Source organism: Aeromonas sp. sif2416 (genome assembly GCF_019218665.1).
Classification (GTDB): domain Bacteria; phylum Pseudomonadota; class Gammaproteobacteria; order Enterobacterales; family Aeromonadaceae; genus Aeromonas; species Aeromonas encheleia.
On sequence record NZ_JAHUXC010000005.1, the window covers coordinates 30,009 to 54,894 of the forward strand.

The 24,886-nt window shown below is 61.9% G+C and carries 25 protein-coding genes and 1 other RNA gene; 22 read left to right on the top strand and 4 right to left on the bottom strand.

Annotated elements, in window-relative coordinates:
- Positions 1–121: 121 nt before the first annotated feature.
- From rplM to KW821_RS11195, 7 genes are all read left to right on the top strand, one after another.
- A complete protein-coding gene (rplM, locus tag KW821_RS11165) occupies positions 122–550 on the top strand; it encodes a 50S ribosomal protein L13 (RefSeq protein ID WP_042653276.1) in 429 nt (142 codons plus the stop codon).
- Between the two features lie 15 nt (positions 551–565).
- On the top strand, positions 566–958 hold the full coding sequence (gene rpsI / locus KW821_RS11170) for a 30S ribosomal protein S9 (RefSeq protein ID WP_042653275.1): 393 nt from the start codon (positions 566–568) through the stop codon (positions 956–958).
- A gap of 295 nt (positions 959–1,253) precedes the next feature.
- The gene (petA, locus tag KW821_RS11175; RefSeq protein ID WP_042653274.1) at positions 1,254–1,844 is read left to right on the top strand and encodes a ubiquinol-cytochrome c reductase iron-sulfur subunit; all 591 of its coding nucleotides are present in this window, start codon (positions 1,254–1,256) and stop codon (positions 1,842–1,844) included.
- A 2-nt stretch (positions 1,845–1,846) separates the two neighbouring features.
- Complete coding sequence (locus KW821_RS11180) at positions 1,847–3,064, top strand: cytochrome bc complex cytochrome b subunit (protein ID WP_042653273.1); 1,218 nt, start codon at positions 1,847–1,849, stop codon at positions 3,062–3,064.
- A complete protein-coding gene (locus tag KW821_RS11185; protein WP_218291508.1) occupies positions 3,061–3,795 on the top strand; it encodes a cytochrome c1 in 735 nt (244 codons plus the stop codon). Before KW821_RS11180 ends, KW821_RS11185 begins: the two co-directional genes overlap by 4 nt.
- An 87-nt stretch (positions 3,796–3,882) precedes the next feature.
- Entirely contained in the window at positions 3,883–4,512 is a 630-nt protein-coding gene (gene sspA / locus KW821_RS11190; protein ID WP_042653271.1) for a stringent starvation protein SspA, read from the top strand.
- Positions 4,509–4,934, top strand: a complete 426-nt coding sequence (locus KW821_RS11195; protein WP_042653270.1) for a ClpXP protease specificity-enhancing factor — start codon at positions 4,509–4,511, stop codon at positions 4,932–4,934. The genes sspA and KW821_RS11195 overlap by 4 nt, the downstream gene beginning before the upstream one ends.
- 47 nt (positions 4,935–4,981) lie before the next feature.
- On the opposite strand, the gene dolP is transcribed toward KW821_RS11195, so the two are convergent.
- Genes dolP through KW821_RS11215 form a run of 4 tightly spaced genes read right to left on the bottom strand, consistent with a single transcriptional unit; the run spans position 4,982 to position 8,268 of the window.
- The gene (dolP, locus tag KW821_RS11200) at positions 4,982–5,560 is read right to left on the bottom strand and encodes a division/outer membrane stress-associated lipid-binding lipoprotein (RefSeq protein ID WP_218291509.1); all 579 of its coding nucleotides are present in this window, start codon (positions 5,558–5,560) and stop codon (positions 4,982–4,984) included.
- Positions 5,561–5,564: 4 nt separating this feature from the next.
- Complete coding sequence (locus KW821_RS11205; RefSeq protein WP_042653268.1) at positions 5,565–6,155, bottom strand: SIS domain-containing protein; 591 nt, start codon at positions 6,153–6,155, stop codon at positions 5,565–5,567.
- 9 nt (positions 6,156–6,164) lie between these two features.
- On the bottom strand, positions 6,165–6,560 hold the full coding sequence (locus tag KW821_RS11210; RefSeq protein WP_218291510.1) for a YraN family protein: 396 nt from the start codon (positions 6,558–6,560) through the stop codon (positions 6,165–6,167).
- A complete protein-coding gene (locus tag KW821_RS11215; RefSeq protein WP_256353446.1) occupies positions 6,478–8,268 on the bottom strand; it encodes a penicillin-binding protein activator in 1,791 nt (596 codons plus the stop codon). Before KW821_RS11215 ends, KW821_RS11210 begins: the two co-directional genes overlap by 83 nt.
- Before the next feature lie 199 nt (positions 8,269–8,467).
- Here KW821_RS11215 and rsmI point away from each other — a divergent pair, with 199 nt between their 5' ends.
- The 15 genes from rsmI (at position 8,468) to ftsA (ending at position 24,856) form a co-directional block, all read left to right on the top strand.
- Positions 8,468–9,301: a 16S rRNA (cytidine(1402)-2'-O)-methyltransferase gene (gene rsmI / locus KW821_RS11220; RefSeq protein WP_042653266.1), complete on the top strand. Its 834-nt coding sequence runs from the start codon at positions 8,468–8,470 to the stop codon at positions 9,299–9,301.
- Between the two features lie 161 nt (positions 9,302–9,462).
- An RNA gene (gene rnpB / locus KW821_RS11225) (RNase P RNA component class A) lies at positions 9,463–9,848 on the top strand.
- A gap of 444 nt (positions 9,849–10,292) precedes the next feature.
- A complete protein-coding gene (gene mraZ / locus KW821_RS11230; protein WP_042653231.1) occupies positions 10,293–10,751 on the top strand; it encodes a division/cell wall cluster transcriptional repressor MraZ in 459 nt (152 codons plus the stop codon).
- On the top strand, positions 10,752–11,690 hold the full coding sequence (gene rsmH / locus KW821_RS11235; RefSeq protein ID WP_042653230.1) for a 16S rRNA (cytosine(1402)-N(4))-methyltransferase RsmH: 939 nt from the start codon (positions 10,752–10,754) through the stop codon (positions 11,688–11,690).
- A 3-nt stretch (positions 11,691–11,693) separates the two neighbouring features.
- Complete coding sequence (ftsL, locus tag KW821_RS11240) at positions 11,694–12,008, top strand: cell division protein FtsL (protein WP_042653229.1); 315 nt, start codon at positions 11,694–11,696, stop codon at positions 12,006–12,008.
- Complete coding sequence (locus tag KW821_RS11245) at positions 12,005–13,759, top strand: penicillin-binding transpeptidase domain-containing protein (protein WP_042653228.1); 1,755 nt, start codon at positions 12,005–12,007, stop codon at positions 13,757–13,759. The genes ftsL and KW821_RS11245 overlap by 4 nt, the downstream gene beginning before the upstream one ends.
- Before the next feature lie 98 nt (positions 13,760–13,857).
- Positions 13,858–15,342, top strand: coding sequence for a UDP-N-acetylmuramoyl-L-alanyl-D-glutamate--2,6-diaminopimelate ligase (gene murE, locus KW821_RS11250; RefSeq protein WP_218291512.1), 1,485 nt, complete (start codon positions 13,858–13,860; stop codon positions 15,340–15,342).
- Positions 15,339–16,694 carry a UDP-N-acetylmuramoyl-tripeptide--D-alanyl-D-alanine ligase gene (gene murF / locus KW821_RS11255; RefSeq protein WP_218291513.1) on the top strand — a complete coding sequence of 452 codons (1,356 nt, stop codon included), beginning with the start codon at positions 15,339–15,341 and terminating at the stop codon, positions 16,692–16,694. The genes murE and murF overlap by 4 nt, the downstream gene beginning before the upstream one ends.
- Positions 16,688–17,770: a phospho-N-acetylmuramoyl-pentapeptide-transferase gene (gene mraY, locus KW821_RS11260; protein WP_218291514.1), complete on the top strand. Its 1,083-nt coding sequence runs from the start codon at positions 16,688–16,690 to the stop codon at positions 17,768–17,770. The genes murF and mraY overlap by 7 nt, the downstream gene beginning before the upstream one ends.
- Positions 17,771–17,773: 3 nt before the next feature.
- A complete protein-coding gene (gene murD, locus KW821_RS11265) occupies positions 17,774–19,057 on the top strand; it encodes a UDP-N-acetylmuramoyl-L-alanine--D-glutamate ligase (RefSeq protein WP_042653224.1) in 1,284 nt (427 codons plus the stop codon).
- Positions 19,054–20,238 (top strand): cell division protein FtsW, encoded by a 1,185-nt coding sequence (gene ftsW / locus KW821_RS11270; protein WP_042653223.1) that lies wholly within the window; start codon positions 19,054–19,056, stop codon positions 20,236–20,238. Before murD ends, ftsW begins: the two co-directional genes overlap by 4 nt.
- Entirely contained in the window at positions 20,235–21,302 is a 1,068-nt protein-coding gene (gene murG / locus KW821_RS11275; RefSeq protein ID WP_042653222.1) for an undecaprenyldiphospho-muramoylpentapeptide beta-N-acetylglucosaminyltransferase, read from the top strand. Before ftsW ends, murG begins: the two co-directional genes overlap by 4 nt.
- A gap of 9 nt (positions 21,303–21,311) precedes the next feature.
- Positions 21,312–22,766, top strand: coding sequence for a UDP-N-acetylmuramate--L-alanine ligase (gene murC, locus KW821_RS11280; protein ID WP_218291515.1), 1,455 nt, complete (start codon positions 21,312–21,314; stop codon positions 22,764–22,766).
- Positions 22,767–22,863: 97 nt separating this feature from the next.
- Entirely contained in the window at positions 22,864–23,616 is a 753-nt protein-coding gene (locus KW821_RS11285) for a cell division protein FtsQ/DivIB (RefSeq protein ID WP_042653220.1), read from the top strand.
- Positions 23,597–24,856 (top strand): cell division protein FtsA, encoded by a 1,260-nt coding sequence (ftsA, locus tag KW821_RS11290; RefSeq protein WP_042653219.1) that lies wholly within the window; start codon positions 23,597–23,599, stop codon positions 24,854–24,856. Before KW821_RS11285 ends, ftsA begins: the two co-directional genes overlap by 20 nt.
- The last annotated feature ends 30 nt before the right edge of the window (positions 24,857–24,886 follow it).

A 24,886-nucleotide genomic window follows, 5' to 3' on the forward strand; every position in this document is an offset into this window, starting at 1 on the left:
AAGACAGCAACACTTTAAGCTTTACTTGTATTCGAAGGGGTACAGGTAGGCCATCGTTTGTTGTTTGTGGGAGAGCCCCCATAAGCAATTGGGTCTGTAACAGGTAATTGGGTTTAACTTAATGAAAACTTTCGTTGCCAAGCCAGAAACCGTAAAACGTGACTGGTACATTGTGGACGCAGAAGGTAAAACTCTGGGTCGTATCGCAACCGAGATCGCTGCTCGTCTGCGTGGTAAGCACAAAGCTGAGTACACTCCGCACGTTGACACCGGTGATTACATCATCGTTGTAAACGCTGAGAAGGTACACGTTACCGGTAAGAAATTTACCGATAAAATCTACCATTCTCACTCCGGTTTCCCGGGTGGTATCAAGTCAATCAGCTTCGACAAGCTGATTCAGCGTAAACCGGAAATGGTTATCGAAGCTGCCGTCAAAGGTATGCTGCCGAAGGGCCCGCTGGGCCGTGCCATGTTCCGTAAACTGAAAGTTTACGCAGGCGCCGAGCACGCTCATGCTGCTCAGCAACCTCAAGTACTGGATATCTAATCGGGAACTGGCAACATGGCAGAAAATCAATACTACGGTACCGGCCGTCGCAAAAGCTCCACTGCTCGCGTCTTTATGAAAGCGGGTAGCGGCAAAATCATCATCAATCAGCGCTCCTTGGAGCAGTACTTCGGCCGTCCGACTGCCCGCATGGTAGTTCGTCAGCCGCTGGAACTGGTTGAAATGACCGAGAAACTGGATCTGTACATCACCGTTAACGGTGGCGGCATCTCCGGTCAAGCTGGTGCGATCCGCCACGGTATCACTCGTGCTCTGATGCAGTACGATGAGACCCTGCGCGGCGAACTGCGTAAAGCAGGCTTTGTTACTCGTGATGCCCGTAAGGTTGAGCGTAAGAAAGTCGGTCTGCACAAAGCTCGTAAGCGTCCGCAGTACTCCAAGCGTTAATTCGCTTTTGGTACGCACTCTCACGAGTGTCAAAAAAGCCTGGCAACTGCCAGGCTTTTTTTATTGGTAATATTCCCTACGCCAATGCTAACCACAGGTCACAAAAGACAAATATTTGTGTATTTATTGTTTTCACCCATCGCTTCTCTTTCTTGTCAAATTGTTATCTTTTCTTTAAAATTTCCATGGTCTTTCTGTGTCAATTGCCATACGGCTTCCGTTGCAGTTGTCATCGGGAGAGAGGGGAACGGGGACACTATAAGAATGAGCAGAGTCCACATGGGAGAGTTTTTGGATGAGCAATGCGCCAGTTGATACCGGTCGCCGCAGATTTCTTACCTGGTCAACGGTTGCCGTTGGTGGAGTAGGAGCTGCTTTTACCGCAGTGCCGTTTATAAAGTCATGGAACCCGAGCGCCAAAGCCAAAGCGGCAGGGGCCCCGGTCGAAGTGGATATCAGTAAGTTGGAGCCGGGTCAGCTCATTCGCGTCGAGTGGCGCGGCAAGCCGGTCTGGGTGGTGAAACGCACCAAGCAGACGCTGGATGCCTTGGCTGTGCACGAGGACAAGCTGCGCGATCCTGCCTCCGATGAGCCGCAACAACCGGACTACGCCCACAACGGCTACAGATCCATCAAGCCGGAGATCTTCGTCGCCGTCGGTATCTGTACGCACCTGGGTTGTTCGCCTTCCTACCTGCCTGACAGCTTCGGCGAGCAGGTGCAGGGGGTGGCCTCCGGCTTCTTCTGCCCGTGCCATGGTTCCAAGTTCGACATGGCTGGTCGAGTGTTCCAGGGCGTGCCTGCGCCACTGAATCTGGTCATTCCGCCATATCAATATCTTAGCGACACCACCATTCTGGTGGGTGCCGATGGCAAGGAGGCCTGACCATGTTTGCCAAACTCATGGGCTGGATCGACGATCGTTTCCCGCTCACCGCCATGTACAACGACCACATGGCCAAGTACCCGGCCCCCAAGAACCTGAACTTCTGGTATTTCTTCGGCTCGCTTGCCATGTTGGTGCTGGTCAACCAGATCATCACAGGCATCTGGCTGACCATGAACTACAACCCGTCGGCGGAGGGCGCCTTTGCCTCCGTGGAATACATCATGCGGGATGTGGATTACGGCTGGTTGCTGCGCTACATGCACTCCACCGGCGCCTCGGCCTTCTTCGTGGTGGTCTATCTGCACATGTTCCGCGGCATGATCTACGGCTCCTACCAGAAGCCGCGCGAGCTGCTGTGGATCTTCGGCATGCTGATCTTCCTGGTGCTGATGGCGGAAGCCTTCATGGGCTACCTGCTGCCCTGGGGACAGATGTCATTCTGGGGAGCCCAGGTCATCATCTCGCTGTTTGGTGCCATCCCGGTCATAGGTGACGATCTGACCCTGTGGATCCGCGGTGACTATGTCATCTCTGGCGCGACCCTGAACCGCTTCTTCGCGCTGCATGTCATCGCGCTGCCGCTGGTGCTGGTGATGCTGGTGGCCATGCATATCCTGGCGCTGCACGAGGTGGGCTCCAACAACCCGGACGGCATCGACATCAAGAAGCACAAGGACGAGAAAGGCTGGCCGCTGGATGCGGTGGCGTTCCATCCTTACTTCACCGTCAAGGACATGATCGGGGTGGCGGGCTTCCTGTTCCTGTTCTGCGCCATCATCTTCTTCAAGCCGGACATGTGGGGTTACTTCCTCGAGAAGCCGAACTTCGAAGTGGCGAATGGTCTGAAGACCCCTGAGCACATAGCCCCGGTCTGGTACTTCACCCCCTTCTACGCCATCTTGCGGGCGGTGCCTGACAAGCTGCTGGGGGTCATCATGATGGGACTCTCCATCGTAGTGCTGTTCCTGCTGCCCTGGCTGGATCGCTGCAAGGTGCGCTCGGTGCGTTACCGCAGCACTCTGCACAAGTTGAACATCGCCCAGTTCGTGGTCTGCTTCGTCATCCTGGGTGTGCTTGGCGTCTTGCCATCGACTCCGACGCTGACCCTGCTCGCACAGATCTGCTCACTGGGGTATTTCGGGTTCTTCGTCCTGTTGTTCTTCTACAGCAAGAATGAAAACACCAAGCCGCTGCCGGAGAGGGTGACATTCAAATGAAAAGAATCATTTTTGCAGTGCTGGCCCTGCTGCCCAGCCTGGTGCTTGCGTCAGGCAGCGGTTTCCCGCTCGACAAGGCCGACTACAACCTGAGCGACAAGGCGTCCCTGCAGCGTGGGGCCACCACCTTCATGAACTACTGTGCGGGTTGCCACTCCACTCAATATCAGCGCTACAACCGGGTGGCCACCGATATCGGTATTCCGGAAGAGCTGATGCGGGAGAACCTAGTCTTCACCGGCGCCAAGATCGGTGATCTGATGAAGAGCGCCATGTCCGAGAAGGATGCTGCGCGCTGGTTCGGGGCGCCACCGCCGGATCTGACCCTGGTGGCGCGGGTGCGTGGGGCGAACTGGATCTACACCTATCTGCGCGCCTTCTACGTGGATGAGACCCGGCCGTTCGGGGTAAACAATGCGGTCTTCCCGTCCGTGGGCATGCCCCATGTGCTGGAGCCACTGCAGGGAACCCCCCGTGCCGAATTCGGCTCCCACGAGGTCGATGGACAGTCGGTGCAGCGAGTCGTCAGCATCAAATCTGACGGCAACGGTGAAATGAATAACGAAGAGTATGATCAGACGGTACTGGATCTGGTAAACTTCTTGGTCTACTCGGCTGAGCCGGTACAGCAGGAGCGCGAACGCATGGGCTTCTGGGTGCTCGGTTTCATCGTTATCTTCTTCATCTTCACTGTGCTGTTGAAGAAGGAATTCTGGCGCGACGTTCACTAAGCGACCAGATCAGAGTAATATGACGCACGGCAATGAGGTTCGAAATGCTTCATTGCCGTTTCTGCTTTTTAATGACGGGAGGGTTCAATGGCTGTAGCTGCCAATAAGCGTTCGGTAATGACGCTGTTTTCCGGTGCCAACGATATGTTCAGCCATCAGGTGCGCATTGTCCTGGCGGAGAAGGGTGTTAGCGTGGATATCTGCCAGGTTGATCCGAGCAACCTGCCGGACGAGCTGGCCGAGCTGAACCCGTACAACACTGTGCCAACCCTGGTGGATCGTGAGCTGGCGTTGTATACCTCGCGCATCATCATGGAGTATCTGGACGAGCGCTTCCCGCACCCGCCGCTGATGCCGGTCTATCCGGTGGCCCGTGGCAACAGCCGTCTGATGATGCACCGCATCGAGCTGGACTGGTATTCGCTGGCCGACAAGATCATGGCGGGTACCGATGCCGATGCCGCCCGTGCGGAACTGCGTGACAACCTGCTGGCCATCGCCCCGATTTTCGGCGAGATGCCCTACTTCATGAGCGAAGAGTTCGGTCTGGTCGACTGTTACATGGCACCCCTGCTGTGGCGTCTGCCGAGCCTGGGCATCGACTTCGCCGGTCGTGGCGCCAAGGAACTGAAGGCCTACATGATACGTCTGTTCGAGCGTGAATCCTTCCAGGCTTCCCTGACCGAGGCCGAGCGCGAGATACGTGCCGGCGTATGAGTATGGAACCTACCATGACCCCCAGTCGCCCGTATCTGTTGCGGGCGTTCTTCGACTGGCTGCTGGATAACGAACTGACACCGCATCTGGTGGTCAACGTCAACGTCCCTCACGTGATGGTGCCGATGCAGTTTGTACAAGATGGCCAGATCGTCCTGAACATAGCGCCACGGGCCGTGGGGCAGTTCCACATGGACAATGAGGCCGTTAGCTTCAGCGCCCGCTTCGGCGGCGTGTCGCAGCAGGTCTACATCCCCATGGCGGCCATATTGGCCATCCATGCCCGGGAGAACGGGGTAGGAACCCTGTTCCCGCCTGAGCCTGGCTATGATCTCTGGCTGGAGCAGGCCGAGGCACAGGCAGAGCCTGAGCCGGAACCGCCGCGCCCAAGCGGACGTCCGACCCTGAAAGTCATTAAATAAAAAACGCAGCCAGTTGGCTGCGTTTTTTATTGCGGGTTGTTAGCCACTCAGTTCTGGGCAAACTCGAACGCCTTGATGACCTGCTTCACGCCGCTGACGTGGCGGGCGATCTCGACCGCCTGATCCCCTTCCTTGCGGGTCACCAGGCCAATCAGGAACACCTCGCTATTCTCGGTCACCACCTTGACCTTGGTGCTGTCAAAGTCCTTGGCAGCCAGCATGTCGGCCCGCACCTTGGAGGTGATCCAGGAGTCGTTGCTGCGTACCCCTATGCTCACCGGCTTGCCGAGGCGCAGCTCGTTGTAGACGTGGCGCACCCCTTCGATCCGTCCCACTATCTTGCCCGCCTCCTGCTTGTAGGCGTCAGAAGGTGTCTGACCGACGATCAGCACACGGCCGTTGTTGCTGTAGACGCTAATCTTGCTGGCGCTGTTCAGCTGCTTGTTGTCGGCCAGCAGGTTGGCAGCCTTCAGCTCTATGGTCTGATCGTCCCACTGGGCTCCCAGGGTGCGACGATCGCCCGTCGCCTTGGCGGTGCCTGCCGCGCCACCCACCACGAGGGCGGCACAGCCCTGCAGCAGCAGGGAGCCGGCCAGCAGGCCGAGTACGAGAAAACGCTTGTTCATGGTTTCAATCTTCCTGTTGAGGGAAAAGAGTCTGGTCGATGAGATCACAGAGGCAGTGCAGGGTCAACAGGTTCACTTCCAGAATGCGAGGACGACGGGCGGATGGCACCCGGATCTCCACATCGTTGGGACCGAGCAGACCGGCGATCTCGCCACCGTCACCACCGCCGAGCACGATGATCGTCATATCGCGGGAGAGGGCCGCCTCCGCTGCCTTGATCAGGCTGCGGCTGTTGCCGGTGGTGGTGATGACCACCAGGATATCACCGGGCTGACCCAGGGCGCGGATCTGCTTGGCATAGACCTCTTCGAAGCCGTGATCGGTGGCGATGGCGCTGATGGTGGCCATGTCGGGGGTCAGCGCCATCCCGGGCAGGGAGGGGCGCTCGGTCTCGTAGCAGTTCACCAGCTCGGAGATGAACAGCTGCGCCAGCGCGGCGGAAGGACCATTGCCGCATGCCATCACCTTGTGCCCATTGAGCAGACAGATGGTCAGCATCTGGGCTGCGGTATGGATGGCATCCGGCAGGGCCTCGGCGGCAGCTATCTTGGTCTGGATGCTTTCGGTGTAATTCTCTTTGATGGGATCAGTCATGGGGTCCTCTTAAAATGCGTCTTGGATCCAGTCTGGCTGGTCGCCCTCGAACGCGATCACATCGAATCGGCAGGCCTGGCCGGCCTCGTTGATGGCATGTTGCTTGAAATAGTGGCGCGCGGCCAGCACGATCTTGTGCTGTTTGCGTCGGGTGACCGAGCCGGCGGCTCCGCCATGGCTGGCGTGAGCGCGGTATCTGACCTCGACAAACACCAGGGTATCCCCCTGGCGCATGATCAGATCTATTTCACCACCCCGGCAGCGGTAGTTGCGGGTCACGGGTTGCAGGCCCTGGGCCTGCAACCAGCGTTCCGCTACTCGCTCAAAGTGCTGTCCCTTGCTCGTCGCCGCCGACGGCAACAGGTTCAACCACTGCTGGTGCAGTTGTGCCAGTAGCCTCTTCATGGGAGCTCTCCTCGAGCTGGGGCACGGCGCTATCGCTGACCAGCTTGCCGTTCTGGTAGACGGCCCAATCCAGCATGCGCACTATGTTGCCCTGGGGATCCACGCTCAGCTGCCCGCTCATGCCAGGCTGCTGCATGGCATTGACCCTGCGCATCTGCTGCAGGTTGTCAGCCAGGCTGACCGCATCGTAGCCGAGGGCGAACAGTCGTAGCAGGTCACCCTGGGTCTGTGGCCAGAGCAGGGCAATCTGTTCCCGCTGTTTCTCGTAGCCGCCCAGCAGCAGTGGCATGTCGGAGATGTGCATACCGTTGAGCTCGGACGCCACCTCGGTCGCGGCGCTGTCGTAACCCCTGGAGCTGCTGTAGATCGGCAGGCTGCCCATGGGCTCGACCGAGATGTCCACATAGGGCTTGATCATCCGGGTCTCCAGGCTGTTGGCCACCACATAGACCGCATCGATGCTGCGGGGGGCCGCATCGGAGAGCTGGACGATTTCCCCTGCCCGGGCGCTGGAACGACCGCTCAGGGCATTCTTGACCATGCCCTGCACCTCGTTGCGCGCCCCGAAGGTGGCGACCACGGGCTTCTCCTGGCTCACGCCGGCCCAGGCCTGCTCGAACGCCTTGATGCTGCTGTAGCCAATCCGGCCTTGGGCCGCGATCAGCAGCGGCTTGCGGTAGCCCTGACCATAGAGGTACTGGGCGGCCTGAGACGCGTCAGCGGCGGCGGAGAGGGAGAAGTAGTAGGTGTTGTCGTTGACGATCGGCTTGTCCAGCTCATTGAGGGCCAGCACCGGCACTGTCGGGTTGGCCTTGAGCAGCTCCGCGACCCTGTCCTTGAGCAGCGGGCCTATGATCATGTTGGCCCCCTCCTGGATCGCCTGCTTGTAGAGCTCACCCATCGCCTTGCTCTGGGTGTCGTAGAAGTTCAGGGTGAATTGACCCTGGTTCTCCTTGTAGGACATCAGCATGCCGTTGCGGATGGCCGCCCCCTGAGCCTCCAGATTACCGGAGAGGGGCAGGAAGACGGCGACCTGCTGCAGCGAGCCGACGTCGCCGGTGGCCAGATCCCCAAGCCCTGCCGGCATGTCGGTCTGGGCCGGGTGGTTCGGGAATGCCTGCTTCCAGCCCGCCAGCTGGCGGGCGAGCTGACTGGGCTGGGCCCCGAACTCGTTCACCAGCGCTGCCAGCCGCAGCCAGCCGGTGGTCACGTCGGGGGCCGGTGCCTCTTCCAGCGCCTGCAGGGTGGAGGGGGTCATGCTCTTGAGCATGGACCAGATCTGCTGGTGGTTGGTCGCCAGCTCATTCTGGGCCAGATAGGGCTCCAGCAGGATCAGCGACTTGGCGGCACCAAACTTGTTGTTGATGTCCAGCTGCAGCACCACGCGCTGGCGATACCAATCCTTCTGGGTATCGGCATCTAGCGCCACCTCGGGCTTGCCTTCCAGCAGGATCAAGGCCTGGTTGGCGTTGCCCTGCGCCAGCAACAGATGTGCCTGCAACAGTTGCAGTTGCGCCTGCTGCTCCGGGCTCTTGGCCTGTTTCTGCAGTTGCTGATACAGGGCGGCAGCCGGTTTGGCCTGGCCCAGCGCCAGGTAGCTGCGGGCCGCCATCACCTGCCAGCTGAAGGCCTCGGCCGGTTTGGCGGGATCCACCTGCTCCAGATACCACTGGGCATTTTTGGTCAGATCCGAGAAAGCCGACGGCATGCCTGGCTGTCCGGAAGATGGGTTGGGCTCCGACGCACAGGCGGTCAGCAGTACTGCCGCGAGTAGGATGCCGAAGAGTCGTGATACACTTAGCTGCTTTGTAACCCGGTTCAAGTTCATTCCCCGACCAGTGTTGAAGTTCTCCATAGTGTAAACGGGCCAATATGGCGACACAATTGTCGGGACACTCGGAGATCCCATGAGTGACATCCCAACCCTGTATATAGTCCCCACTCCCATCGGTAATTTGGCGGATATCACCCAGCGTGCATTGAACATTTTACGCAGCGTCGATCTGGTGGCTGCCGAGGATACGCGTCATACCGGTATCCTGCTCAGCCACTACCAAATCTCGGTTCCGACCTTCGCCCTGCACGATCACAACGAGCAACAGAAGGCCGATGTGCTGATCGGCCGGATCAAGGAAGGCAAGAGTGTGGCCCTGGTGTCGGATGCGGGCACCCCGCTCATCAGCGACCCCGGTTATCACTTGGTCACCCGCTGTCGCGAGGCCGGGGTCAAGGTGGTGCCGCTGCCGGGCCCCTGCGCCGCCATCACGGCGCTCTCTGCCGCCGGACTGCCCACCGACCGCTTCGCCTTCGAAGGATTCCTGCCGGCCAAGGCCAAGGGGCGCGACGATCGGCTGCAGGCCGTCATCGAAGATACCCGCTCCCTGGTGTTCTACGAATCGCCGCGTCGGGTGCAGGATACGGTGGAAGCGATCGCTCGCATCCTGGGGGAGCGTCAGGTGGTGGTGTGCCGCGAGCTGACCAAGACTTTCGAATCCATCCATGGTCTGCCCGCCTCCGAGATGCTCACCTGGCTCGGCCAGGACGATAACCGCTGCCGCGGCGAAATCGTGCTGGTGGTGGCCGGTGCCAGCAAGCTAGACGAAGAGTTGCCTGCCGAGGCGCTCCGTACCCTGGGGCTGCTGGTGGCCGAATTGCCGTTGAAGAAGGCGGCGGCGCTCACCGCCGAGATCCACGGTGTGAAGAAGAATGCACTCTACAAATACGGTCTCGAGCACCACTAGGTTGGGGAAAACGACCATCGCCGATTCGCCCGTTCAGCGGATACCTGATTGTGGGATGAAGAGGAATATGTTCTTCCAAGATGACCTCTAGCACTATTAATCGCGGTGAAACTCAATTGCCGGTTTACCCGGGGTGGCGGACAAGGCTATAATCCGCGCCCGGAGTCGGCTGGGCAATCGCTGCTTCGTCGTTGTGTCCCTCGGGACAGACGGGCGGAGGGGAGGAAAGTCCGGGCTTCATAGGGCAGGGTGCCAGGTAACGCCTGGGAGGCGCGAGCCTACGACCAGTGCAACAGAGAGCAAACCGCCGATGGCCCGCAAGGGATCAGGTAAGGGTGAAAGGGTGCGGTAAGAGCGCACCGCGCGACTGGCAACAGTTCGTGGCACGGTAAACTCCACCCGAAGCAAGACCAAATAGGCCCCTATTGGCGCGGCCCGCGTTGGGGGCGGGTAGGTTGCTTGAGCCAGTGAGCGATTGCTGGCCTAGAGGAATGATTGCTACCGGGGCAACCCGGAACAGAACCCGGCTTACAGGCCGACTCCGACCTATTTTCTGAAGAGCCTTGCGATTTATCGTGAGGCTCTTTTTTATTCGCAGGAAATATTGCCGGTGCATTCGGTGGTAATTGCTGGCGATGGGATTGATCTGAGCATCTTGCTTTTAAAATCATGAAATTATGATGCTTCGGTGTACCCCATCAGAGCCCGCTTTAGCTAGGTGGCGGGGAAGAAAGCGGCGTTAAGCACGGCGTTACCCTGTTTATTTTTTATTGATTCCAATTAATTATGCCGTTGTTACCAGAAATAACTTGTGGAAAATCAATTCATTTAATCGGTAGTGCCCCGGCGTCGCGTCAATATGTTCCCCATGCTCGCCATCCTCGCTTGAAAAGCCTCCTGCTCGTCCTTAAACTTCATGGTGGAGAAAAGTGGATCAAAGTGGTTTTATCAGGCAGTTTGCCTCCTTAAACTCACCTTCGGGGACTGCAATTTGTTGCGTGGCGCTCACGCCATCAGCCTGGACAGCAAAGGGCGACTGGCGATTCCGACCAAATACCGAGATTGGCTGCGCGACGAAAGCGACGGCCAGCTGGTCTGCACCATCGACATTGCCCACCCTTGTCTGCTGCTTTACCCCCTGAATGAATGGGAAGAGATCGAGCGCAAGCTCAAGACCCTTTCCAGCACCAATCCGGCAGAGCGCCGCCTGCAACGTCTGTTGCTCGGTCATGCGACCGAGTGTGAGCTGGACGGCAATGGCCGTCTGCTGCTCAGCCAGCCGCTGCGCAGCCATGCCGGCTTGGACAAGAAAATTATGCTGGTGGGCCAGCTCAACAAGTTTGAGCTGTGGGATGAAGCCCGCTGGCAGCAACAGATCAATGACGATATCCAGGGCCTGCCCGAGGACGATTGGGCAAGCTCACCACGACTACAGGACTTTTCCTTATAAATGACCCAAGCCGCTGAACACATCACAGTGCTGTTGCACGAAGCCGTCGAAGGGCTGGCCATCAAGCCGGACGGCATCTACGTCGACGGTACCTTTGGCCGGGGTGGTCACTCTCGTCTCATTCTCCAGCAGCTCGGCCCGAACGGCCGTCTGATCGCCATCGACCGGGATCCCCAGGCGATCGCCGAGGCCGCCAAGATCCAGGATCCCCGCTTCGAAATCGTGCACGGTCCCTTCTCCGGCATCACCACCTATCTGGTCGAGCGCGGCCTGCTGGGCAAGGTCGACGGCTTCCTGCTGGATCTCGGTGTCTCTTCCCCCCAGCTTGACGATGCCGAGCGCGGCTTCAGCTTCATGAAGGACGGCCCGCTCGACATGCGGATGGACCCGACCAGCGGCCAGAGCGCCGCGCAGTGGCTGGCCAGGGCCGATGTGGACGACATCGCCTGGGTCTTGAAGACCTTCGGCGAGGAGCGCTTCGCCAAGAAGATTGCTCGTGCCATCGTCCACGATCGGGTCACCGAGCCCTATGTGCGCACCCGCCAGCTGGCGGAGATGATCGCCCGGGTCAACCCGAGCAAGGAGAAGGGCAAGCACGCCGCCACTCGCAGCTTCCAGGCCATTCGCATCTATATCAACAGCGAGCTGGACGAGATCGAGACCGCACTGGACGGCGCGCTGCAGGCACTGGCTCCCGAGGGGCGCCTCTCCGTCATCAGCTTCCATTCGCTGGAGGACCGGCTGGTCAAACACTTCATCCGCAAGCATGAGAAGGGACCCGAGGTGCCGCGTGGCATCCCGCTGACCGAGGCGCAGCTGGCCGGTGGCCGTAAATTGAAAGCGATCGGCAAGGCGCTCAAGCCTTCCGAGCACGAAGTCACCGAAAATACCCGATCCCGTAGCTCAGTGCTGCGGGTCGCCCAGCGGCTGGCGGACTGAGTCATGAGCGAGGTGCGTGTCCATCTGGCCAAGGAGATCATCGGCGATCTCTGGCGGCACAAGCTGCAGATCGTGCTATCCGTTGCCGTGCTGCTCACCGCCTTTGCGGTGATCCTGGTGACCAACATGACCCGCGGCCTGACCGCCCAGCAAAATGACCTGATGGCGGAAGAGGATAGGCTCAACATCGAGTGGCGACACCTGCTGCTGGAGCAGGGCACCCTGGCCGAACACTCCCGGGTGGCGAGTCTGGCCATGGACAAATTGCAGATGGCTCGCCCGCTGGTGACCACCGAGAAGGTAATAACACAACCATGAAACGCAAGGCCGCCACCAAGGCCCCACCCAAGGCCAAAGCCCCGTCACTCTATCCGTGGCGCTTTCGCACGCTGGTGTTCTTCATCGGCATCGCGTTTGCCGGCTTGATCCTGCGGCTGGCCTGGATCCAGGTGATCGACCCGGACCGCCTGCGTCAGGAGGGGGACATGCGCTCGCTGCGTACCACCTCCACCCAGGCGGTGCGTGGCATGATCACCGATCGCAACGGCGAACAGCTGGCGGTGTCGGTGCCCGTCGAGGCGGTCTGGGCCGATCCCAAGACGGTGCACGAGTCCGGTGCCATCCATAACGAGCGCGCCTGGCTGGCGCTCTCCGCCGTGCTCAAGCTCGACATCAACACCCTCAAGCACCGTATCTCCAACCCGAGCAAGCGCTTCGTCTACCTGCAGCGGCAGGTGACGCCGGCGGTGGCGGAATACATCAAGGGTCTCAAGCTGGGGGGTATCTATCTGCGGCCCGAGGCCCGTCGTTTCTATCCGACCGGCGAGATCAGCTCCCACCTGGTGGGGGTGACCAACATAGATGGCAGCGGCATCGAGGGGATCGAGCGCAGCTACAACGAGTGGCTGACCGCGACCCCGGGCGAGATGCGGGTGCGCAAGGATCGCCAGGGCCGGGTCATCGAGCGGCTCGGGCTGGTCAAGGAGGGCAAGAACTCCAACGATCTGCAGCTGAGCATCGATCAGCGGGTGCAGGCACTGGCCTATCGCGCGCTCAAGCGCGCCACCGACGAGAACAAGGCCACCTCCGGTTCCATGGTGATGCTGGACGTGAAGACCGGTGAGGTGCTCGCCATGGTCAATACCCCCTCCTACAACCCGAACAACCGTGGCCAGTACCAGAGCTTCCGGGTGCGCAACCGGGTGGTGACCGATACCTATGAGCCGGGTTCGACCATCAAACCATTGATCTTGTTGAGTGCGCTCCAGGCGGGTGTCACCAGCTGGAAGGACACCATCCAGGGCGGCCCCCTGTTCATCGGCGCCAAGCAGATCCGCGATGTGAGCATTCACAAGGCGACCAACCTGTACGATATCCTGCGCTACTCCTCCAACATCGGCATGTCGCGCATCGCGCTGCGGATGCCCGCCCAGGAGATGATCAACACCCTCAGCATGGTCGGCTTCGGCATGGACACCGGCAGCGGCCTGATGGGCGAGAGCAGCGGCATGCTGCCCCAGCGTCGCCGCTGGTCCGATATCGAGCGGGCGACCCTGTCATTCGGCTATGGCCTGCGGGTCACCCCGCTGCAGCTGGCCTCCGCCTATGCCACCCTGGCCAACAAGGGCAAGCGGGTGCCCCTCTCCATCATCAAGGTGACCCAGCCGCCCAAGGGTGAGCAGGTCATCGACCACAACAACGCTACCGCCATGCTGCAGGCGCTGGAATACGTGGTCAGCAACGCCATCCCTAAGGCGCAGATCCCGGGTTACCGGGTCGGTGGCAAGAGTGGTACCGCCAAGGTCGCCGTCGCCGGGGGCTATGGCAAGGACTACATGGCCTGGTTCGCCGGCTTCGCCCCGGCCAGCAATCCCCGCTTCGTCATGGTGGTGGTGATCAACGAGCCCAAGGGCAGCGCCTACTACGGCGGTGCCGTCGCGACCCCGCCCTTTGCCGAGGCCATGGGCGGCGTGCTGCAGCTCTTCAACATTCGCCCCGATGGGCTAGCGCCTGCCGTGCCCGCCAAACTCGCCCGTGTGGAGGCTCCCAATGCCGCGCCACGCACCTGATTGGCGTCAAGCTCCCGCCCGCGACCTTGGTCGCGGGCCTTTTCCCCTGTCGTCGCGCCGTTCGGGCGCCTGTATTCCTGCCCAGTTGGAGGCTTCTCATGTTGTCCCGCGCGCTTGATCAACTGCTGCGCCCCCTCGGCATCTCTGCCCCGGCGCTCCCCCTCACCGACCTCCAGCTGGACAGCCGGCGGGTCGGGCCCGGTTGCCTCTTCGTGGCCATTCGAGGCCACCAGATGGATGGCAGACGCTTCATCGAACAGGCGGTGGCTCAGGGAGCGACCGCCGTCCTGTTTGAGGAGGACGGAGAATTTGTGGCGCCAACCCTGGCGGTGCCCTGTTTCGGGATCCCCCAATTGCCCGCTCGCCTCTCCGGCCTGGCCGGCGATTTCTACGGCCAACCCGCCAACCAGCTGCAACTGGTGGGCATCACCGGCACCAATGGCAAGAGCACCACGGCGCTGCTGGTGGCGAACTGGCGCACCCTGCTGGGGGGCAAGGCCGGGGTGATGGGCACGGTCGGAAACGGTCTGTTCGGTGAGCTGGTAGAAGCGGAAAACACCACCGGCAGCGCCCTGCAGGTGCAGGCGAATCTGGCGGCCCTGCAACGGCAGGGGGCGGATTTGGTGGCGATGGAGGTCTCCAGCCACGGTCTGGTGCAGCATCGGGTGGCGGCGCTGCCCTTCGCGGCGACCGTGTTCACCAACCTGAGCCGGGATCATCTGGACTATCACGGCACCATGGAGGCCTATGGCGCCGCCAAGGAGGAGCTGCTCAAGCTGGTCGAGGAAGCCAATGCGGTCATCAATGCCGACGACGAGGTGGGGCAGGCATGGCTGGCACGTTATCCCGAGGCCGTGGCGTTCGGGGTGAATGGCCCGATTGAAAACCATCCGGGGCGACAGTTAACGGCGCAGGATCCCCATTTCCACCAACAAGGTTTTCACACCAGGATTAACTCCAGCTGGGGGAATGGTGTATTATCCGCCCCCTTGCTCGGCCGCTTCAACGTCAGCAATGTGCTGGCGGCGATGGGCGCCATGCTGGTGCTCGGTTACGACTTCGATGCGCTGCTGGCCAGCGCGCCGCAATTGCTGCCGGTGACCGGCCGCATGGAGTGCTTCGGGGGCGGCAAGGCGCCGCTCGCCGTGGTCGATTATGCCCATACCCCGGATGCGCTGGAGAAGGCGTTGCAGGCCCTGCGGGTGCACTGCGAGGGCCAACTCTGGTGCCTGGTGGGATGTGGTGGCGACCGGGATCGCGGCAAGCGTCCCATGATGGCCGCCATGGCGGAGCTGCATGCGGATCGCGTGATCCTGACCGACGACAATCCCCGTACCGAGGAGCCGGCCCAGATCATGGCGGACATGGTGGCGGGTCTTCGCGATCCCGGCTCGGTGCAGATAGAGCACGACAGGGTCAAGGCGATCAATCTGGCCATCGGTCAGGCGAGCACACAGGACATCATCCTGGTGGCCGGTAAGGGTCACGAGGATTATCAGATCATTGGAACCGACAAGCGGCACTACAGCGACCGGGAAACCGTCGCGGCCGCCTTGCACACATTATTGGAGTCATTCACATGATGACCCTCAGGCTTGCCGACCTGGCGCAGGTGCTCGATGCCCGTCTGATTGGTGACGACGCGGCGATCACGGCGGTCAGTACCGACACCCGTACCCTGGGTGCGGGCGCACTCTTTGTTGCGCTGCGCGGCGAGCGTTTCGATGCCCACGACTTCTGCGATCAGGCCGTCGCCGCCGGGGCCTCGGCCCTGCTGGTGGAGCGCGAGCTGCCGCTGGCCATTCCCCAGCTGATCGTCGCCGACAGCCTCAAGGGGCTGGGGCGGCTCGGCAAGCTGGTGCGCGAGCGCCTCAACCCCAAGGTGCTGGCGATCACCGGCAGCTGTGGCAAGACCACGGTCAAGGAGATGGCGACCGCCATCCTGCGCCACGAAGGGGAGGTGCTGGCCACCGCCGGCAACTTCAACAACGAAGTGGGGGTGCCGCTGACCCTGCTGCGCCTCGAGCCGCAACACAGGTTTGCGGTGCTGGAGCTGGGGGCGAATCATCCTGGCGAGATCGCCTGGACCACCGCCCTGGTCAAGCCCGATGCCGCCATCATCAACAACGTGGCGGCCGCGCATCTGGAGGGATTCGGTTCCCTCGATGGCGTCTTCCACGCCAAGAGCGAGATCTTCGCCGGCCTGGGCGAGCAGGGGACGGCCATCGTCAACGCCGACAACGAGTTCTGGCCAAAGTGGCAGGAGAAGGGCATTCACTGCGCCTTCTCCATCGAGGATCGAAGCCAGCCGTTCCATGCCCGCGACATTCGTTTCAATGCGTCAGGCTGCGCCGAGTGCGTGCTGGTGACCCCGCAGGGGGAAGTGAGCCTGACCCTGGCCATTCCCGGCCGCCACAACGTGGCCAACGCCCTGGCCGCCACCGCCGGTTGCTTGGCGCTGGGTGCCTCGCTCGCTTCCGTCAAGGCGGGACTGGAGCAGATGGCGCCGGTCAAGGGCCGCTTCTGCGTGCAGCGCTGGGGTGGTCTCACCCTGGTGGATGACACCTACAACGCCAGCGTGGAGTCCGTGCTGGCGGGTATCGATGCCCTGACCGCCATGGGCGGCTACAAGGTGCTGGTGTTCGGTGACATGAAGGAGTTGGGTGAGGAGTCTGCCGAGCAACACGCCCGGGTCGGACGCCACGCCCGCGAGCGCGGTCTTGACGCCGTGCTGACAGTAGGGGAACAGAGTCGCCACACCGCAGATGCCGCGGCTGGCCGACATTTCGATAACAAGGCGTCGTTGTTTGAAGTGCTTGCGCAAATGATAAATACACATCAAGAAATTTCGATTCTGGTCAAGGGCGCCCGCGGCTCCCGCATGGAAGATATCGTCAAGATGGTCGCTGACCGTCAGGAGTCAGCCACATGCTAGTCTGGCTGGCGGAACTGCTCACCCCGCACTTCACCTTCTTCAACGTCTTCTCCTACCTGACGTTTCGCGCCATCCTGTCGATCATCACCGGTCTGGCGGTAGCGCTCTGGATGGGGCCTCGCCTCATCCGCCGTCTGCAGATCCTGAAGTTCGGCCAGGTGATCCGTAACGACGGCCCTGAGTCTCACCTCAGCAAGAAAGGCACTCCGACCATGGGCGGCCTGATGATCATCGCCGCCATCTTCATCTCGGTGCTGCTCTGGAGCCGCCTCGACAACCCCTATGTCTGGCTGGTGCTGTTCGTGCTCGGCGCCTACGGTGCCATCGGCTTCGCCGACGACTACCTCAAGGTGGTGCGCAAGAATACCGACGGTCTGATCGCCCGCTGGAAGTACTTCTGGCAGTCGGCGGTCGCGCTGGGGGTGGCGGTGTTCCTCTACGCCACGGCCACCCATGATGGCCAGACCCAGCTGGTGGTGCCCTTCCTCAAGGATATGATGCCGCAGCTTGGCCTGATGTTCATAGTGCTGACCTACTTCGTCATCGTCGGTACCTCCAACGCGGTCAACCTGACCGACGGCCTGGATGGCCTGGCCATCATGCCGACCGTGATGGTGGCGGGGGGCTTCGCCCTGATCGCCTGGGCGACCGGCAACGTCAACTTCGCCAACTACCTGCACATCCCCTACGTGCCCTATACCTCAGAGCTGGTGATCGTCTGCACCGCCATCGTCGGCGCGGGGCTTGGCTTCCTCTGGTTCAACACCTACCCGGCCCAGGTCTTCATGGGCGACGTCGGCTCGCTGGCGCTGGGCGGTGCCCTCGGCACCATAGCCGTGCTGGTGCGCCAGGAGTTCCTGCTGGTGATCATGGGCGGCGTCTTCGTGATGGAGACAGTCTCGGTGATCCTGCAGGTGGGTTCCTACAAGCTGCGCGGCGTGCGGATCTTCCGCATGGCCCCGATCCATCACCACTATGAGAAGAAGGGTTGGCCGGAGCCGCGCGTGATAGTGCGCTTCTGGATCATCACCCTCATGCTGGTGCTGCTCGGCCTCGCCACCCTGAAGGTGAGGTAAGCCATGGTCATCATCATCGGACTCGGTAAAACCGGACTCTCCTGCGTCGACTACTTCCTGAGTCGCGGCGTGACGCCGCTGGTGATGGATACCCGCGCCAACCCGCCAGGCCGGGAGCAACTGCCGGCCGGGGTGGAGCTCGTCCAGGGGCTGGACGCGGATCGGCTCAAGCTGGCCCACATGATAGTGGCGAGCCCGGGCATCGCCCTGGCCACCCCCGAGCTGCAGGCCGCGGCCGAGTTCGGGGTGCGCATCATCGGCGACATCGAGCTGTTCGTGCGCGAGACCCAGGTGCCTGTCATCGCCATCACCGGCTCCAACGGCAAGAGCACCGTGACCACGCTGGTCGGTGAGATGATCGCCGAGGCGGGCCTCAAGGTCGGGGTCGGTGGCAACATCGGCACCCCGGCGCTGGAGCTGCTCAAGCAGCCGATGGATCTCTGCGTGCTGGAGCTCTCCAGCTTCCAGCTGGAGACCACCCACAGCCTGCGCGCCGCCGCCTCGGTGGTGCTGAACCTGTCCGAGGATCACATGGATCGCTACGCCGGCATGGCCGACTATCGCGCCGCCAAGCAGGAGATCCATCAGCATTCCCAACACATCCTGATCAACCGTGACGATGCCCAGACTCTGCCCGACGTGGGTCAGGTGTGGCAGAGCTTCGGCCTGGATTGCAACGGCTACGGCCGCTGCCTGCTGGACGGCCGCCACTGGTTGACCCTGCACGGGGAGCCGCTGCTGGCCGTCGACGAGATGAAGATCGTCGGTGCCCACAACCAGGCCAATGCCCTGGCGGCCATGGCCCTGTGCGATGCGGTCGGCATCCCCCGTGAGCCACAGCTGCGGGTGCTGCGCCGGTTCGAGGGCCTGCCCCACCGTGCCCGCTTCGTGCGGGAGGTAAACGGGGTGCGCTGGATCAACGACTCCAAGGCCACCAACGTGGGGGCGACTTTGGCGGCCGTGGCCGGCGTGCGCGAGTCGGTCAAGGGCCGGCTGCTGCTGCTGGCCGGTGGCCAGGGCAAGGGCCAGGACTTTGGCCCGGTGCAGGCACTGCTCGGCAACCAGATCGATCACCTGTACTGCTTCGGCCAGGATGCCGAGGTGCTGCTCGCCCTGGGTGAGCAGACCGAACGGGTCGCCGATCTCGCTGCCGCCGTCGCCAAGGCCGCCGCCGATGCCAGACCCGGCGACTGGGTGCTGCTGGCGCCGGCCTGCGCCAGCCTGGATCAGTTCAAATCCTTCGAAGCCCGTGGCGATCGCTTCACCGAACTGGTGCTGGCCCTATGAATGCCTTGCGCACCATCGCAGCTCTGCTGCAACGCTGGTTGTTACCGGCGCGCCCCGCCGGTCTCTACGATCGGCAGCTGGTGGTGCTGGCGCTGGCGCTGATGTCGGTGGGCCTGGTGATAGTGGCGTCGGCCTCCATTCCGGAGGGGATCGCCATCAACAACGACCCCTTCATGTTCGTGAAGCGTCACGGCCTGTTCCTGGTGATGGCGCTCGGCATCTCCTGGTTCGTGCTGCAGGTGCCGATGGCGCGCTGGCAGCAATACAACAGCCCCATGCTGTTGCTTGCCATCCTGATGTTGGTGCTGGTGCTGCTGGTGGGCCGCAGCGTCAACGGTTCCATCCGCTGGCTGCCGCTCGGCCCCTTCAACCTGCAGCCTGCGGAATTTGGCAAGCTGGCGCTGTTTGTCTACTTGGCGGGCTATCTGGTGCGTCGCCAGAACGAGGTGCGTGAGCGCTTCATCGGCTTCATGAAGCCCATGGCGGTGCTGTTCGTGGTGGCCATCTTGCTGCTGGCTCAGCCGGATCTGGGCTCGGTGGTGGTGATGTTCGTGACCTCCCTTGGCATGTTGTTCCTGGCAGGGGCGCGGCTAGTGCAGTTCATCGGCCTCATCCTGGTCGGGGTGAGCGCCGTGGTGACCCTGATCATCGCCGAGCCCTACCGGATGCGGCGAGTGACCTCCTTCCTCGACCCTTGGGCCGACCCGTTCGGCAGCGGTTATCAGCTGACCCAGTCGCTGATGGCATTCGGTCGTGGCAGCTGGTTTGGTGAAGGGCTCGGCAACTCTATCCAGAAGATGGAATACCTGCCGGAGGCGCATACCGACTTCGTGTTCGCCATCCTGGGGGAGGAGCTGGGGTATGTGGGCGTGCTGGGTGCGCTCCTCCTCATCTTCGCGCTGGCGTACAAGGCCTTGCGACTCGGTCATCAGGCGCTGGTAGCCGAGAAGTTGTATGAGGGTTATCTGGCCATCGGCATCGGCATCTGGTTCAGCTTCCAGACCTTCGTCAACGTCGGCGCGGCCAGCGGCATGATGCCGACCAAGGGCCTGACCCTGCCCCTGGTCAGTTACGGTGGTTCCAGTCTCATCATCATGATGGTGGCGGTGAGCATGTTGATTCGTATCGATTTCGAGTTGCGCCAGGCCAGTGCCCAGGCGCGCGTGCGGGAGGTTTCGTGAGCAAGACCCTACTGGTGATGGCTGGCGGTACCGGGGGCCATGTGTTCCCCGGGCTGGCGGTGGCCGATCGCCTCAAGGCCCAGGGCTGGACCATTCACTGGCTCGGCACCGCCGACCGGATGGAGGCCGAGCTGGTGCCCGCCCACGGTTACCCCATCTCCTTCATCGACATCCAGGGGGTGCGTGGCAACGGCATCAAGCGGCTGCTGGCGGCCCCTTATCGTATCGTCAAGTCGGTGCTGCAGGCCCGCAAGGTGCTCAAGACCATTCGTCCGGACGTGGTGCTCGGCATGGGGGGCTTCGCCTCCGGTCCCGGTGGCGTCGCGGCCTGGCTGTCCGGCATTCCCCTGTTGCTGCATGAGCAGAATGCGGCGGCCGGCATGACCAACAAGCTGCTGGCGCGCCTCGCCAAGCGGGTGCTGATGGCCTTCCCCGGCGCCTTCGCGCCGAGCCGTCGCACCGCAGTGGTCGGCAACCCGGTGCGCCCGGAAGTGGTGGCCCTGCCGGATCCGCAGCTGCGCAGCAGTGCCGAGCCGCTGCGCCTGCTGATCGTCGGCGGCAGCCTGGGCGCCAAGGTGCTCAACGAGCAGGTGCCCCCTGCCGTGGCCGCCGCCGGTGTGCCCATCCAGGTGCGCCACCAGTGCGGCAAGGGCAATAGCGACGCCGTGGCGGAGGCTTACGCCAGACTGGGGGCCGATGCCGAGGTGAGTGAATTTATCAAGGACATGGCCGACGCCTATGCCTGGGCCGATCTGGTGGTGTGCCGCGCGGGGGCCCTGACGGTCTCCGAGGTGGCCGCCGCCGGTGTCGCCGCCATCTTCGTGCCGCTGCCCCACGCGGTGGACGATCACCAGACCCGCAACGCCCTGACCCTGGTCGACGGCGGTGCGGCCGAATTCCTGCCCCAATCCGAGCTGACCACGGCCTCGCTGGCCGCGCGTCTCTCCTGGCTCGCCGGGCGCAGGGAAACCCTATTGAACATGGCCCAAGCCGCCCGTCGCGTCGCTATTACCGATGCCGCCGAGCGGGTTGCCGATGAATGCAAGCGGCTTGCGGCAGACTGAGAGAGAACTATGACCAAGGTTGAACTGGCAAAACTGCGTACTGTGATCCCCGAAATGCGCCGCGTGCGCCGCATTCACTTTATCGGCATCGGTGGCGCCGGTATGGGCGGGATCGCCGAGGTGCTTGCCAACGAGGGGTATCAGATCTCCGGCTCCGATCTGTCGCGCAATGCGGTGACCGAACGACTGGCCTCGCTCGGTGCCCACATCTTCGTGGGCCACAGCGCCGAGCATGTGAACGAGGCGAGCGTGGTGGTGGTGTCGACCGCCATCAAGCAGGACAACCCCGAGCTGCTGGCCGCCCGTGAGTTGCGCATCCCAGTGGTGCGCCGTGCCGAGATGCTGGCCGAGCTGATGCGCTTCCGTCACGGCGTCGCCGTCGCCGGCACCCATGGCAAGACCACCACCACCAGTCTGGTGGCGAGCATCTATGCCGAGGCCGACCGGGATCCCACCTTCGTCATCGGCGGTCTGCTCAACAGCGCCGGCACCAATGCACGCCTGGGCAGCAGCCGTTACCTGATCGCCGAAGCGGACGAGAGCGATGCCTCCTTCCTGCATCTGCAGCCCATGGTATCCATAGTGACCAACATCGAAGCGGATCACATGGACACCTACGGCGGCGACTTCTCCAAGCTGAAGTCCACCTTCATCGACTTCCTGCACAACCTGCCGTTCTACGGATTGGCCGTGGTGTGCGTGGATGACCCCGTGATCCGTGGCCTGCTGCCGGAGATCGGCCGTCCGACCATCACCTATGGTCTGTCCGCTGATGCCGACGTGCAGGTGCTGGACTTCGTGCAGACCAGCAATCGCAGCCGCTTCCGGGTACGTCGCGCTGGTGCCGGTGAACTGCTGGTGACCCTCAATCTGCCGGGGGTGCACAACGCGCTCAACGCGGCTGCCGCCATCGCGGTCGCGACCGAAGACGGGATCGGCGACGAGGCCATCATCCTGGCGCTTTCCAAGTTCGAGGGGGTGGGTCGCCGCTTCCAGCAATATGGTGAGTTCGAGACCGGTCGTGGCAAGGCCATGCTGGTGGATGACTACGGTCACCACCCGAGCGAGGTGAAGGTGACCATCAATGCCGCTCGCGCCGGCTGGCCCGAGAAGCGCCTGGTCATGGTGTTCCAGCCACACCGTTACAGCCGGACTCGCGATCTCTATGAAGATTTTGCCGACGTGCTCTCCAAGGTGGACGTGCTGGTGATGCTGGAGGTCTATGCCGCCGGTGAGGAGCCTATCCCGGGGGCCGACGGCCGCGCCCTCTGTCGCACCATCCGCTCCCGCGGCAGCCTGGAACCCATCTTTGTCGCAACGCCGGACGATGTGCCTGCGGTGCTGGCGGACCTGATTGGCGAAGGGGATCTGGTGCTGACTCAGGGCGCGGGGAACGTCGGTGCCCTGGCTCGCCGTCTCGGTGAGATGAAATTGAGCGTGGATAGCATGAAATCCGGTGCCTGAGGGCCCAATGAGTATTTTGACCGCCAAGCCGGGGCCTATATAATGGCGGACCGGTCTGCAAGTGGCCGGCATGGCGCGTTAAACGGGGATTGAGCGGGTGGAGGCAAGGGCACAAGGGCGCACCAAGGGGGGCTTCATCGCCGGGGTGGCATTTTTCATCCTGGTCATGTGGGGGCTCTACCAGACTGCGCTGGATGTTAAAGACTGGCTGACGGATGCCAGTCGGTTGCCCATGAGCGAGCTGTTGCTGCAGGGGCAACACGAATATTTGAAGGCCGATGAGTTGCGTGCCGCCGTGCTGGATGGTGCCGAACTGCGCAACTTCTTCGAGCTGGATGTGAACGAATTGCAGGGGCGTTTGAACGCCCTGCCCTGGGTAGCCCAGGTCTCGGTACGCAAGAAGTGGCCGAACAAGATCAAGGTCTACCTCACCGAACAGGCGGTGGCGGCACGCTGGAATGGCAACCGCTTCGTCAACACCAAGGGTGAGGTATTCAGTGCACCGGACAGGGTGAAAACACCCCTGATGCAGTTGTCCGGGCCCGATGATCAGGCCGCCATGGTGCTGGAGGCCAGTCACCAGTACGAGGCGCAGCTGGCTGCCAAGGGATACAAGTTGTTGGGGGTGAATCTGACCCCTCGCCATGCCTGGGAACTGACCCTGGATGGCAACATTCAGCTGTTTGTGGGGCGCGCGGACATCGCGCTTCGCCTGCAGCGGTTTATCGATGCCTTCCCGGTCATCGAACCCCGTGAGCAAGTGGCTTACGTGGACCTTCGATACGACACCGGAATGGCGGTTGGCTGGAAGAAGAACGAAGAGAAAGTGAATGACCAACACCGCAGATAGGAATTTGATTGTCGGACTGGATATCGGCACGACCAAAGTGGCGGTACTGGTTGGAGAAGTATTGCCGGATGGCGAGCTCAATGTCATCGGCATGGGTAGCCACGCGTCTCGCGGGATGGAGAAGGGCGGGGTCAATGATCTCGACTCCGTGGTCAAGTCCCTGCGCCGGGCGGTGGAAGAGGCCGAGATGATGGCCGACTGCCAGATAAGCTCGGTCTATCTGGGCTTGTCCGGCAAGCACATCGATTGCCGCAACGAGACCGGCATGGTGCCCATCTCCGACGAAGAGGTGACCCAGGAGGACGTGGACAACGTCATCCACACCGCCAAGTCGGTGCGATTGTCCGATGAGCTGCGGGTGCTGCACGTGCTGCCCCAGGAGTTTGCCATCGACTATCAGGAAGGGATCAAGAATCCGGTCGGCCTGTCCGGCGTGCGGATGGCGGCCAAGGTGCACCTGATCACCTGCCACAACGACATGGCTCGCAACATCGAGAAATGCGTTGAGAAGGTCGGTCTGCGGGTGGATCAGCTGATCTTCTCGGCGCTGGCCTCCAGCTATGCCGTGTTGACCGAAGACGAAAAGGAACTGGGTGTCTGCGTGGTGGACATCGGGGGTGGCACCATGGACATGTCGCTGTTTACCGGCGGTGCCCTGCGCCATACCAAGGTGATCCCCTATGCGGGCAGCACAGTGACCAGCGACATCGCCTACGCCTTCGGCACACCGCCGCTGGACGCAGAAGCGATCAAGGTGCGCTACGGTTGCGCCCTCGGCCGCCTGGTCAGCAAGGAAGACAATATTGAAGTCCCCAGTGTCGGCGGCCGTCCGGCGCGTAGCCTGCAGCGGCAGACACTGGCCGAAGTGATTGAACCCCGTTACACCGAGTTGCTCTCCATGGTGAATGATGAGTTGGTGCGGGTGCAGAGCGAGTTGAAGGCACAGGGGGTCAAGCATCAGCTGGCGGCCGGGGTAGTACTGACCGGTGGCGCGGCCCAGATCGAAGGCATTGTGGAGTGTGCAGAGCAGATCTTCCAGAGCCAGGTCCGGGTGGGCGAACCCATGAACATACGTGGATTGAGTGATTACGTGCAGGCACCGGTGTACTCGACCGCGGTCGGGTTGCTGCAGTACGGCCGAACCCATCAATCCACCGGTACGAGCAAAGAATATGCTGCCAAGGCAAGCGTAGGTGGCCTGGTCAAACGGGTCAGCAACTGGCTGCGTGGCGAGTTCTAAAGATTTTGCTGAGTCAGGCAAATAAAGCGG